The sequence below is a fragment of the Streptomyces sp. NH27 genome, from assembly GCF_056859195.1.
In genome coordinates this window covers 1-11,672 of the sequence record NZ_JACEGK010000234.1, presented here as the reverse complement: position 1 = coordinate 11,672, position 11,672 = coordinate 1, and the positions used below count along the sequence as shown (strand labels likewise).

The window sequence follows — 11,672 nt, the reverse complement described above, 5'->3', positions numbered from 1 at the left end:
GGTGCACACGGGGTGCGTGGGTCGTACGGGTTCGACGGGTCTCACGGGGTCACGCCATCATGTGCCGGGCCGGTACGCGGTGAGCCTGGGGTGGTGGCGCAGACTTTCACCCGCACGGTTGTGACCGGGCACAAAGCCGGGAGCGGCACTTCACACCGGGGTTACCCGTAGGTAATAGTGGAAGGTCCCGTATCGGGGCGCGTACGGCCCCGCGATCCGACCCGCGCGCCCGAAACCCGCGAGGTGCCCTGTGACGACGCAGCCCGCGGCGGCGCAACGCCCCGCCGCCCCGATCACCATCGGCGGCATCCCGCTCGAAAAGCGCCTGGTCACCGCCGTGCACGAGCTGGCCGCGCGCGTGGTCGCCCGGCTGACCGAGCGGATACCGGTGTACGCGTCACTGCCCGCCGAGCAGCTGCGGGGCGACATCACCGCGGTCGTGGTCCGCGGCATCCGCTCCTTCGCGCAGGTGCTGCGGACCGGGGAGCCGCCCACCGTGGCCCAGTTGGCGCTGACGCACCGCTCGGCGGCGCGCCGTGCGCAGGAGCACATCCCGCTGGACGCGGTGGTCGGGGCGTACTTCCTGGGCGCGTACGAGTGCCTGGACGAGGTGCTGGCGGACGCCGGGCCGGAGGATCTGGCGGATGTGCTGGCCGCGCAGAAGCTGCTGCTGCGCTACCTCGACGCGGTCACCGAGTCGGTGTTCGCCGGGTACATCGCCGAGAACCAGGCCGCGCTCGGCGAACGGCGGAGCGCGCGTCAGGCGCTGCTGTCGGCGCTGCTGGACGGCGGCGCGGCGCGGCAGGCGGCCGAGCGTGCGGGGATGCGGCTGCCGGAACACTACTGGGTGGTGAGCGTGGCCGCCGCCCCGCACCCGGACGAGCACACGCCCGGCGTCGACCCGGGCATCGCCGCGGGCCGCAAACTGCGCCGGATGCGGGCGGAGTTGGACCGCTGGGCGCACGGCGAGGCGCTGTCGGCGCTGTCACCCGACGGCGGGGTCGCGCTGGTCCCGGCCGCGTCGGCCCACGACCCGGGGCCGGCGCCCGCCGCCAACGTGGGCACCAGCACCCATGCCGGCCCCAACTCCGGCTCGAACTTCCATCCTGGCTCCAGCCCCAACTCCAGCCCCGACGCCGACTTCGACCGGCTGGCCGGCCTCCTGCGGGACATGGCGCGGGCCTGCGGGGCGGAGCTGACCGCGGCGGTGGTTGCCGCGCCGCCGCAGGACGTCGCCGCAGCGGCCCGGCTGGCCGCCCGGGTGCGGCAGGTCGCCGAGAGCTGCGGGCGCGGCCCGGGCCTGTACCGGCTGGACGACGTGCTGCTGGAGTACCAGCTCACGCTGCCCAGCCCGGCCCGCGATCGGCTCGCCGCGCTGCTGCGCCCGTTGGAGGGCCGCGCCGACCTGCTGGAGACGCTGCGTACGTTCCTGGCCTGCGGGCTGGACCGGCGGCGTACCGCCGAGCGGCTGCACATCCACCCGAACACGGTGGACTACCGGCTGCGCCGGACCAGCGCGCTGACCGGGTTGAACGCCGCGCACGGCCCGGACCTGCCCAGGCTCCAGGCCGCGCTGGCGGCGTACGGCGCGTGAAAGCGCGTGAAAGCGCGCGGGTCAGCCCTTGCTCGATCCCAGGGACAGGCCCGCGATGAACTGCCGCTGGAGGCACAGGTAGACCACCAGCGTCGGGATCGCGGCGATCATCGCGGCCGCGGCGATGAGGTTCTGGTTGCTCACGAACTGCCCCTGGAGGTTGGCGAGAGCCGAGGTCACCGGCCGCTTGTCGCCCGACGACATCAGGGTGATCGCCCAGAAGAAGTCGTTGTAGATCCAGGTGGTCAGCAGGGTCGCGAGCGCGGCCAGCGCCGGGCGGCACAGCGGCACGGTCAGCCGCCAGAACCTGGTCCACAGGCCGGCGCCGTCCACGAGCGCGGCCTCGTACATCTCACCGGGGATCGACTTCATGTAGTTGCTCAGCACGAACACGCAGAAGCCGAGCTGGAAGGAGACGTTGATGACGATCAGACCGAAGATCGAGTTGTACATCAGGCCGCTCTCCGCGAGGAACTGCGGCAGCGGGATCTTCAGGTAGATCCGGTAGAGCGGGGTGATGATGACCTGCTGCGGCAGCAGGTTGCCGGCGGTGAAGACGATCAGCAGCGCCACGTTGATCTTCAGGTTGACGCGGACCAGGACGAAGGCGACGCCCGAGGCCAGCGCCAGCACGATCACCACCGCCGGTACCGTGATCATTACCGAGTTCCAGAAGAAGTGCGGCATGTTCGACTGGGACCAGGCGTCCCGGAAGTTCTGGAACGTCAGGTGGTGCGGCAGCGACACGTAGCCGTACTTGCTGGTGTCGGAGTAGGGGCGCACCGCCACGTAGAGGGCGAAGAGGATCGGCAGGATCCACAGCACCGAGGCGATGATCAGGAACGCCTGCGAGGCGATCTGCCCGCGCAATCGGGGCTTGGCACCGGGGCCGCCGACCCGCGGCGCCTCGGCCCGCGGCCGGGTAAGGGTCTCGGAGCTCACGCTTTCTCCTTGTTCGCTTCTCCGCCTGCTCGGCGAAGCCGCAGGCGGTTGCTTGTCTGCACGTCGCCTGCCTCGCATGCGTCGCTCACGGGGTGTCCTCCCGGCGGAACGTCTGATAGAGGAAGATCGTGATCGGCACCAGGGAGATCACCAGGAGCACCACGCCGAGTGCGGAGCCGAAGCCGACCCGCTGGGTCTCGCCGACGATGTTGGAGGTCACCAGCACCGACAGCATTTCGAGGCCGTTGATGCCCTTGTTGGTGATGTAGACCAGGTCGAAGGCGCGCAGGCTCTCGATGACGGTGACCACCATGATGACGATGTTGATCGGCTTCATCACGGGGAAGATCACCCGCCAGAAGGTCTGCCAGGGGTTCGCGCCGTCCATCAGCGCCGCTTCGCGCAGCGTCGGGTCGACGGCCTTGAGCCCGGCCAGGTAGAGGATCATCACGTACCCGGCCTGCCGCCAGGTCGCCTCGACCAGCACCGCCCACAGGTTCAGATGGGGGTTGCCCAGCCAGTCGATGGCGTTGCTGTTCCCGTTTCTGCCGATCACGGTGTTGATCAGGCCGTAGTTCTGGGAGTAGACGAACTCCCAGATGATGCCGATCAGCGCCAGCGACAGCATCACCGGCAGGAAGAGCAGGCTCTGGTAGATCCGGGTGCCGCGCATGCCGCGGTCGAGCAGCACCGCGAAGAGCATGCCCAGCGGGGTGGCGATCACCACGAAGACCGCCAACCAGATCAGGTTGTGGCGGACCGCGGGCCAGAACTCCGGGTAGATGGTGGCGGCCTGGTGGTAGTTCTGCACGCCGTACCAGCAGCCGTTGTTGAGGATCGACGGCATGTTCGGCTTGCACGTCTTCTCATGCAGGCTGCCCACGCCGTTCCACTTGGTGAACGACAGCAGGACCGTGCCGATCGCCGGGAACCACACGAAGACCAGGTCGAGCAGGAGAGGTATGCCGAGCAGCAGCGCGACCACGATCCGGTCGCGGGTGTTCATCGTGCGCAACCGCCGACGGCGGCGCCGGACCGGGGACTTGGAGTCCTCGGGCTTGTCCGACACCGCCGCCGGGGTACGCCCCTGGGACGTAGCGCTCATCAGGAGTAGATCGCCTTCGCCTGCTTCTCCGCGCTCTGCTGGAGCTTGGTGATGTTGGAGGTGCTCGGGTCGTCGATGAACTTCTGGCAGATCGCGATCATCGCGTTGGCCATCGCCGGGTCGGAGTCGCGGTCCATGAACTGCGCGACCGCCTTGCACTTGGCGATCTCTTCCACCGACTTCTTCTGGATCGCGTTGTACGTCGGCACCTGGAGGCCGGTGACCAGGCCGACGTCCCACTGGTCGGTCTTGAGGTACGTCGACTCGGCCGGGCCGGTGCCGATGTACTCCAGGATCGCCTTGGCGGCGTCGGTGTTCTTTGCCTTCTTGCTGAGCATGAACCCGTCGGTGGGCGCGTCCATGTAGTCCTGTCCCCACTGCGGGTTGACCGCGGGGAAGGTGAAGAAGTCCAGGTCGGCCAGGTCGGCCTTGTCCGTCACGTACTGCGCGGCGACCTGGTTGGTGCCCTGGAACATCATCCCGGCCTGCTTGGCCTCCAGGGTCTTCGCGGCGTCCTGCCACAGCCGGCCGTTGGCGCCGGTCTGCATGTAGGGCATGAGCTCGGCCCAGTGCTGGAAGACCGTGTGCACGCCCTGGTCGGTCCACGGGATCTTGTGGGTCATCAACTTGTTGTGGTAGTCGTACCCGTTGATCCGCATGTTGAGGATGTCGAAGGTGCCGAGCGCGGGCCAGCCGTCCTTGTCGGCGAAGGCGATCGGGATCAGACCGTCCTTCTTCATCTGCTTCGCCAGCGCGATGTATTCGTCCCATGTGGTGGGAATGGTGTAGTGCCGCCTGGCGAACTCGCTCTTGTTGTAGAAGACCACCCACGGGTAGTTGTAGATCGGCACCAGGTACTGGTGGCCGTCAAGACCGGTGGAAAGCTTCTTCGCCGCGGGGCTGAAGCTGCCGCCTATCTTCTCCCACACATCGTCGATCGGCTCGACCAGACCCTGCGCGGCGAAGTACTGCATGCGGTATCCGGCGAACCAGGTGAACAGGTCGTCCGGGGTGCCCTGCAGGTAGCTGGTGATGTTGTTCTGGAAGGTGTTGTGGTCGACCGTGTTGATCTTCACCTTCACCTTGCTGGACGCCGTCGCGGCGGTCGTCAGCGCGGCGAAGGCGTCCTTGGGCGCCGAATCGGAGTAGTTGGACCCGAAGGTCACCGTGCTCCCCGCGACGGGCTTCTTGCTGCCCGAGTCCTTCTTCTTGTCGTCGGAACCACCGCACGCCGCGAGCAGGCCGCCGCCGGCGGCGGTGAGGCCGGCGACCCCGACGCCCTTGAGCAGGTTCCTGCGGGTCGCGGACAGCGGGCTGCCCGTGATACCCGACGACTCGACCTCCGACATGGTGCCTCCATGTGTGTGTGGGCGTATCTGGTGGACGGCTGGCGAATACCCGGGTGCGGAACCTCCCGGCGACCCTTCCCGCCGATCCGTTTCCAACAGAAGTCACCAAGATGAAACGCCATCGCAATCGCAGGGTAGTTCTACGCCACATGCAGAAGACCGTCAACGCCCTGCTGTCGATGCGTTGCCGGACCGTGATGCGCACACCGTGTTGAATCGTGTTCGCTTCCGTCAACTCGATAACGGGGAAGGCCGAACGGGCCGTGCGCGCGGGTGCCGCCCACCGCGGCCGACGGCCCGTCAAGGGGGGCTGCGGCGTGCCCGCGCGAGCGCCGCCGGAGCTGTTCGACTTGATCGTGCCTACTGGCTACCCTCGGTGCCCGTTCGGTGCCAGGCTGTCGTCATGAAGGGCTTCATTCCGCAGGAGACAACGAGTTTCGTGGGTCGTGGACCCGAACTGGCGCGGCTGGACGGCCTGCTGGCGACACGTCGGCTGCTCACGCTCACCGGTGCGGGCGGGGTCGGCAAGGCCCGGCTTGCCCAACGCGCCGCCAGGCGGCTGGCCGAGCAGGCGCCCGAGATCGTCCCCGACGGCGTGTGGTGGGCCGATCTGGCCACCCTCGACGGCGACGACCTGCTGCTCGCCACCGTCAGCGACGCGGTCGACCTGTCCGACCACTCCCCGCGGATGCCGGTGGAGGCGCTGTGCGAATGGCTGTCCGGGAAACGGCTGTTGCTGGTGCTCGACTCCTGCGAGCACCTGGTCGACGCGGTCGCCCGGCTGGTCGACGAAGTGCTGGCCGCCGTGCCGGGGCTGAGGCTGCTGACCACCAGCCCGCCGCCCGCTGGAGTGCGCGGCCGAGCAGGTCATCGAGGTCGCCCCGCTGGCGGCCGGCCCCGACGCGCTGGCACTGTGCACCCAGCGCGTCGCCGACCAGGACCCGAACGCGCTGTCCGCCGAAGGCGCGGCCGAGGCCGCCGAGTCGATCTGCCGGCGGCTCGAAGGCATCCCGCTGGCCGTCGAGTTGGCCGCCGCCCAGGTCGGTCCTTCGGTGTCCGTCGCCGATGTCGCCGCCCGCCTCGGCTCCCGCTTCGACGTGCTCGCCCGCCGGGCCGAGCAGAGCTGGCCCGGCAGTGACCAGATCCACTGCTACCGCGTCGTGGAGGACTCCCACACCGATCTGCGCACCGCGCTGGACCACCTGTCCGGCACCGACCCCGAGCGCGCCGCCTACCTCGCCGGGCTGCTGGCCCTGCTCACCGGCCGCGCCGAGGACGCCCGCCGCATCGTCTGTGCCGTACTCGCCGCGGCGCCCGGCTTCGCCTTCGACTCCCCGGCGCGGCTGCGCTGCCACCTCGTGGAGATCTTCGCCCGCACGGGCCTCGGCGACCTGGACCGGGCCCGCCGCGACGCCATCGAACTGCGCGCTCACTGCGAGGAGATCGGCGAGTGCTGGACCCGCTCCCACCTCGACTACCAGCTCTCCCTGATCGCCTTGTTCCAGGGCCGCCCGCACGAGGCGGCGGACCGCGCCCACGCCATGCTCGACGCCAAGCGGCAGCTGGGTGACGGCTTCGGAACAGCGCTCGGCCTCGACCTGCTGGCCGCCGCGCTGGCCGCCGCGGGAGCGGCCGAGCACGCCGTACGGGTCTACGGACACGGCGAGATGTTCTGGCGCAGCGTCGGCCACCCGCAGCGCGGCACGCCCGAACTGTGCGGCGTCCGCGAGGAGTACGAGTGCACCGCCCGTACCGCCCTCGGCGACGAGCACTACGCACGCGCCTACGCGTCCGGCGCCGCCTCCCCGACGGTGCCGGTGAGCTAGCGCCCCTCCCGGCACGGTGTGCCCCGCTCGCCGCCCTGGCGCGGCCCTCCTCCGCCGGAGCTTCGCCTGGGTGGGGGTGCCCCCGGCGAAGCCAGGGGGAGTGCCCCCAGTTGCCGCATCGGCCGAGTAGGCCCACTTCGAGGGCTTCCGGCCGCCTTGCGAGGCTGGGGGTACCACCCACGCCGAAGGCCGTGGGGGACCGCCGGCACGCCTCGCCACCGGGCGGACTTCGCCGGTCACGGCCCTGGATCACCCGTGCGATTCGCCTGGGTCGTACGGCGGTTGGTGCGGCCCGCACAACGCGGGGAAGCGGGCCCGGCGGGCCGCGGGAAGCTGCCGCCCACCGGGCCGGTGCCGCTGCCGCGCCGCGCGGCCGGACGGCGCGGCCGGGCGACGTGGGCGCGGGTGTCGGGGTGGCTGTGTGGCGGGCCCCGGCGTGCGCGGGAGAATCAGGGAGGCACCCGCCCGGGGTGCCGTGGCCGGGGACGTGGACCTCCCGGCCGGTCGATGGCCTGAAAGGCTCCCATGAAAGCTGAGATCGCCGTGCCCATGGGGGCACCGCACAGCCGAATTCTCGGAGTGGGCGCGTACCGCCCCCGGAGGATCGTGGACAACGCGGAAGCGTGTCGCCATATCGACTCCTCCGATGAGTGGATCCGTGCGCGGACGGGCATTGTGACCCGCCGCTGGGCGGACCCGGACGAGACGCTGGGCGTGATGGCCGAGGCTGCCGCCCTCAAGGCGATCGCCGCCGCGGGGATCACCCCGCACGACGTGACGTGCGTGATCGCCGCCACCTTCACCCACCTGATGCAGACCCCGGCGATCGCCACCGAGATCGCCCACCGGGTGGGCGCCGACCGAGCGGCCGGATTCGACATCTCCGCAGGCTGCGCCGGGTTCGTGCACGGCGTGGTGCTCGCCTCCGACGCCGTGCGGGCCCGCGGCGGCCACGTGCTGGTGGTCGGGGTGGAACGAATGTCGGACATCATAGATCTGACGGACCGTTCGACCGCCTTCATCTTCGGTGACGGAGCGGGCGCGGTCGTGGTCGGTCCGTCCCAGACCCCCGGCATCGGCCCCGCGGTGTGGGGTGCGGACGGCTCGCAGGCCGACGTGATCCGGCAGAGCGTGCCGTGGAACACGCTCAGGGACGACCCGGCGCATCCCTTCCCCGCGCTGCGCCAGGACGGCCAGCGGGTCTTCCGCTGGGCGGTGTACGAGATGGCCAAGGTCGCCACGCAGGCGATCGAGGCGGCCGGGCTGCGGCCCGAGGACCTCGACGCCTTCATCCCGCACCAGGCCAACGAGCGGATCATCGACAGCATGACCAAGTCCATGGGGCTGCCCGCCCGGGTGACCGTCGCGAAGGACATCGTGACCAGCGGCAACACCTCGGGAGCGTCGATCCCGATGGCGATGGACGCGGTGCTGTCCGCGGGTGACGCCTGCTCCGGTGACACCGCTCTGCTGCTCGGCTACGGCTCCGGCCTGTCCTACGCGGCAGTGGTCGCGACCTTGCCGTAGCGCGTCAAGAGGGCCGTACCGGCCAGCGGCCGACGGCGCACAGCAGCACGAGGAGGCGGTGATCCGCAGATCACCGCCTCCTCGTGTGGCACCCCGCCTGAGCGAAATGCGCAGCCTACGGCCGTGTCAGGGCGGCCGCGAGCCGCAGGGGCATCCTCTCAGAGCACCCCGGTCCACCGAAAGGATTCGGCCACTTCTGTCACAGCCGCCGCCGGCCCGGTGTACGCCACCGTTTCAGCCGGCCGCCGCGGCCAGTTCCCCCGGCAGCCGGGACCCGGCGAACTCCCGCGCCCAGGCCAGGTGCTCCCCGCCGTACCCGCGCGGCACGACCTCGACCAGCATGATCAGGTGCAGATACGCCCGGTACAGCGCGATCCGCCGCCGGGCCGTCGCGTCCCACTCGGTGCAGCCGCCGCCCGCCGCGTAGCCGGCGCGGAAGGCCGGATCGTCCTCCGGGGCGCTGCCGACCAGCTCCAGCGACGCGAAGTCGGCCAGCGGGTCGCCCCAGAACATCCGCTCCCCGTCGATCAGCCCGCCGATGGTACGGGCGCCGGGCGGCCCGACCAGCAGCACGTTCCCCGGCCACAGGTCGAAGTGCACCAGCGCCGGCGTCTCCACCTGTGCCAGCAGCGGGCCGGCCGCAGCGAACGCCGCGCGGGCCTCGGGCACCGTGACCGGCAGCCACGCGTCGTACCGCTGGGCGTCGTCCAGGATCGCGTCGGTCATCGCGGCGAAGGCCGGCGCCCACCGGTCGGCGAGCGGGCCGGTGCTGCCCGACGGGTAGCCGAAAGCCGGGCCGCGCACCGCGTGCAGCCGCGCCGTCAAGGTGCCCAACTCGCCCCGCAGCCGGGCGTTCTCGTCGTCCCCCATGTTGTCCGCCGCGGCCACGAGGTGCCAGGGCCGGCCCGGGCTGTGCGTCATCAGCAGGTACGGCGGCTGCCCGGTGCCTTCGGCCGGTTCGGCCCGCACCACCCGCGGCGCGGGCACGTCCGCCGCCTCGGCGCCCACGTAGAACCGCTCCTCGCCGTGGAGCAGCCCGGCCTCGTAGCGCAGCCGCGGCAGGTGCGCGGGCGGCGGGACCTTCAGCACCAGGCGGGTGCCGTCGGTGAGGTCCACCGCGTGCAGCGCGTGGTACGTGCCGCCGGTCAGCGCGGTGGCGGCGGCGATCCGGCTGCCGGGCACCCCGGCACGCGCCATCACCGCCGCCACCTCGTCGTGTCCTGCCATGCCCGTGGCCCCCTCGTCGTCGGTGCCCCTCCCGGGGCCCGGCCACCCTACGGCGGCGCCGCGCGCGGGCGGCGTGCGGCGGGTGGGTGTTTCTGGGGGCCCGCGCGATACGCCGGCACCCGCAAGGGTCATTACGTATGAAAAGCGGATTAATGTGCGCGCGGGCACACGGAAGGAGCGGCATGACGATCGCGGAACAGCAGCCCGACGGTGACACCGCCGACCCGGCGGGCGGCGGCCCCGGACGCAGACCGCGCAGGCGGCGGCTGCTGCCCTGGAAGCACCGCCGCGACCTGACCCCCGCGCAACTGCGCCGCCGCCACCTCGTCACCCGCAGCGCGCTCGGCGTCTGCCTGGTGTGCGCCGGCACCATCGGCTGGTCGGTCGGAAGGGCGCTGACCTACCCCGGCAGCGACAGTACCGAGGCCCGGCTGGCGGAGTGGGCCCGCGACCACGAACTCGGCTTCGTGGTCGACAAACTGGAGAACGTCCAGTACCGGATGCACCCGCCGAAGGTCGGCGGCACGCTGTCCGCCGACGCGCTGGCCCGGATGCAGGCCACCGCGGGCGCCACCGCCGCGGCCGGCGCCGCACCGGGCGCCGTACCCGGGGCCAAGGGCGCGGCACCCGGCCGGCCCCTCGTCGCACTGCGCGCCCCCATGAAACCGCCGGTCGGCCCGGCCCTGCCCGGCGAGGGCGTCTACCGCACCCTCAGCAGCGCCCACGGCGAGCCCATCGTGCAGGGCACCTATGTCCGCCCCGACGGCGACCACACCTCCTACGAGGCCGCCGTCGCCTGGATCAGCGGCAAGCACGCCCGCTTCCAGCTCCACCCCGGCTTCATGGAGCCCGGCGGCACCTTCGACGTGCCGCCCACCATCCCCAAGGGTCAGCGCACCGGCCTCGTCGCCACCTGGAACGGCGGGTTCCGCATCACCGACGGCGGCTCCCGCGGCGGCTTCTACCTCGACGGCAAGACCGACGGCGAACTGCGCGACGGCGCCGCCTCCGAGGTCTTCTACAAGGACGGCTCCATCAAGGTCGGCGTCTGGGGCCGCGACGTGCGCATGACCCCCGACGTGGTCGGCGTACGCCAGTGCCTGGAGCTGATGGTCGACGGCGGCAAGGTCGTCCCCGACATCGGCGACGACTCCAAGTGGGGCGTCAGCGACCAGGGCGGCATGTTCGTGCCCCGCTCCGGCGTCGGCGTCACCGCCCAGGGCGACATCATCATGGTCGTCGGCCAGGCACTGTCCGCGCAGAGCCTCGCCGACCTCATGCAGCGGGCCGGCGCCGTCCGCGCCATGCCGCTGGACATGAACCGCGCCTGGCCGTCCTTCATGTCCTACGACGGCAGCCACGACACGGCCAACCCCAAGCCCACCAACATCCTCGACTTCGAGGACCCGCCGGACCGCTACTACGTCCGGGCCACCCGCGACTTCGTGGCGGTCTACGCGCGCTAACGACCTGGGGGGTACGCGCATGCCCAGCCCGATGCCCCCACCGGCCCCGCCGCGTCCGTACCCATCCGGCCACCCTCACACGCCCCGCCCGGCGCCGGCCGGACCGCGCCCAGCCGGCGCAACGTCGCAACGTCGCAACCCATCCGGCCGATGCCGTGAAAACCGCTGGACGCCCGCCGTAGGCTTCATCCATGGCGGCAGAACACGAGCAGCTCGGTGGCACCGTCCGCGTCGACTCCTGGATCTGGTGCGTACGGCTCACGAAGAGCCGGTCGCAGGCGGCGACCGCCTGTCGGGCCGGCCACGTCAAGGTCAACGGCGAGCGCGTCAAACCCGCGCAGGCGGTCAAGGTCGGCGACGAGGTGCGGCTGGTGCACGCCGGCCGCGAGCGCGTCGTGGTGATCGCCCGCCTGCTCGCCAAACGCGTCGGCGCCCCCGTCGCCGTCGAGGCGTACGTCGACAACAGCCCGCCCCCGCCGCCGCGCACCGACGCCCTCGCCATGGGCGTACGCGACCGCGGCGCCGGCCGCCCCACCAAGCGCGACCGCCGCGAACTCGAGCGCCTCCACGGCCGCCACCCCCGCGACTGACCCCCACCACGCGCACCGACGGCCCGGCCGGCGGCGGCCTCTGCCG

Annotated in this window: 10 protein-coding genes; 6 read left to right on the top strand and 4 right to left on the bottom strand. The window is 71.5% G+C overall.

The window, feature by feature from the left end:
- Positions 1–250 precede the first annotated feature (250 nt).
- Complete coding sequence (locus AC13HU_RS19940; protein WP_483043256.1) at positions 251–1,594, top strand: PucR family transcriptional regulator; 1,344 nt, start codon at positions 251–253, stop codon at positions 1,592–1,594.
- Between the two features lie 21 nt (positions 1,595–1,615).
- On the opposite strand, the gene AC13HU_RS19935 is transcribed toward AC13HU_RS19940, so the two are convergent.
- The 3 genes from AC13HU_RS19935 to AC13HU_RS19925 form a co-directional block, all read right to left on the bottom strand.
- Entirely contained in the window at positions 1,616–2,536 is a 921-nt protein-coding gene (locus tag AC13HU_RS19935; protein WP_483043255.1) for a carbohydrate ABC transporter permease, read from the bottom strand.
- Positions 2,537–2,621: 85 nt separating this feature from the next.
- Positions 2,622–3,542 carry a carbohydrate ABC transporter permease gene (locus tag AC13HU_RS19930; protein ID WP_483043257.1) on the bottom strand — a complete coding sequence of 307 codons (921 nt, stop codon included), beginning with the start codon at positions 3,540–3,542 and terminating at the stop codon, positions 2,622–2,624.
- Between the two features lie 98 nt (positions 3,543–3,640).
- Entirely contained in the window at positions 3,641–4,990 is a 1,350-nt protein-coding gene (locus AC13HU_RS19925; RefSeq protein ID WP_483043254.1) for an ABC transporter substrate-binding protein, read from the bottom strand.
- A 403-nt stretch (positions 4,991–5,393) separates the two neighbouring features.
- Here AC13HU_RS19925 and AC13HU_RS19920 point away from each other — a divergent pair, with 403 nt between their 5' ends.
- The 3 genes from AC13HU_RS19920 to AC13HU_RS19910 all read left to right on the top strand — a co-directional run bounded on the left by AC13HU_RS19920 (position 5,394) and on the right by AC13HU_RS19910 (position 8,343).
- Entirely contained in the window at positions 5,394–6,128 is a 735-nt protein-coding gene (locus tag AC13HU_RS19920) for a hypothetical protein (protein WP_483043253.1), read from the top strand.
- On the top strand, positions 6,043–6,816 hold the full coding sequence (locus AC13HU_RS19915; RefSeq protein WP_483043252.1) for a hypothetical protein: 774 nt from the start codon (positions 6,043–6,045) through the stop codon (positions 6,814–6,816). The genes AC13HU_RS19920 and AC13HU_RS19915 overlap by 86 nt, the downstream gene beginning before the upstream one ends.
- 525 nt (positions 6,817–7,341) lie before the next feature.
- Positions 7,342–8,343 (top strand): beta-ketoacyl-ACP synthase III, encoded by a 1,002-nt coding sequence (locus AC13HU_RS19910; RefSeq protein ID WP_483043251.1) that lies wholly within the window; start codon positions 7,342–7,344, stop codon positions 8,341–8,343.
- A gap of 234 nt (positions 8,344–8,577) precedes the next feature.
- On the opposite strand, the gene AC13HU_RS19905 is transcribed toward AC13HU_RS19910, so the two are convergent.
- Positions 8,578–9,570, bottom strand: coding sequence for a phosphotransferase family protein (locus AC13HU_RS19905; RefSeq protein WP_483043250.1), 993 nt, complete (start codon positions 9,568–9,570; stop codon positions 8,578–8,580).
- Positions 9,571–9,752: 182 nt separating this feature from the next.
- Here AC13HU_RS19905 and AC13HU_RS19900 point away from each other — a divergent pair, with 182 nt between their 5' ends.
- Complete coding sequence (locus tag AC13HU_RS19900) at positions 9,753–11,036, top strand: phosphodiester glycosidase family protein (RefSeq protein ID WP_483043249.1); 1,284 nt, start codon at positions 9,753–9,755, stop codon at positions 11,034–11,036.
- A 191-nt stretch (positions 11,037–11,227) separates the two neighbouring features.
- Positions 11,228–11,626: an RNA-binding S4 domain-containing protein gene (locus AC13HU_RS19895; protein WP_483043248.1), complete on the top strand. Its 399-nt coding sequence runs from the start codon at positions 11,228–11,230 to the stop codon at positions 11,624–11,626.
- Positions 11,627–11,672 lie beyond the last annotated feature (46 nt).

Coding starts and splice junctions, on each gene's coding strand:
- AC13HU_RS19895 (WP_483043248.1), top strand. CDS start 11,228: ATGGCGGCAGAACACGAGCAGCTCGGTGGCACCGTCCGCGTCGACTCC.
- AC13HU_RS19900 (WP_483043249.1), top strand. CDS start 9,753: ATGACGATCGCGGAACAGCAGCCCGACGGTGACACCGCCGACCCGGCG.
- AC13HU_RS19930 (WP_483043257.1), bottom strand. CDS start 3,542: ATGAACACCCGCGACCGGATCGTGGTCGCGCTGCTGCTCGGCATACCT.
- AC13HU_RS19905 (WP_483043250.1), bottom strand. CDS start 9,570: ATGGCAGGACACGACGAGGTGGCGGCGGTGATGGCGCGTGCCGGGGTG.
- AC13HU_RS19925 (WP_483043254.1), bottom strand. CDS start 4,990: ATGTCGGAGGTCGAGTCGTCGGGTATCACGGGCAGCCCGCTGTCCGCG.
- AC13HU_RS19910 (WP_483043251.1), top strand. CDS start 7,342: ATGAAAGCTGAGATCGCCGTGCCCATGGGGGCACCGCACAGCCGAATT.
- AC13HU_RS19920 (WP_483043253.1), top strand. CDS start 5,394: ATGAAGGGCTTCATTCCGCAGGAGACAACGAGTTTCGTGGGTCGTGGA.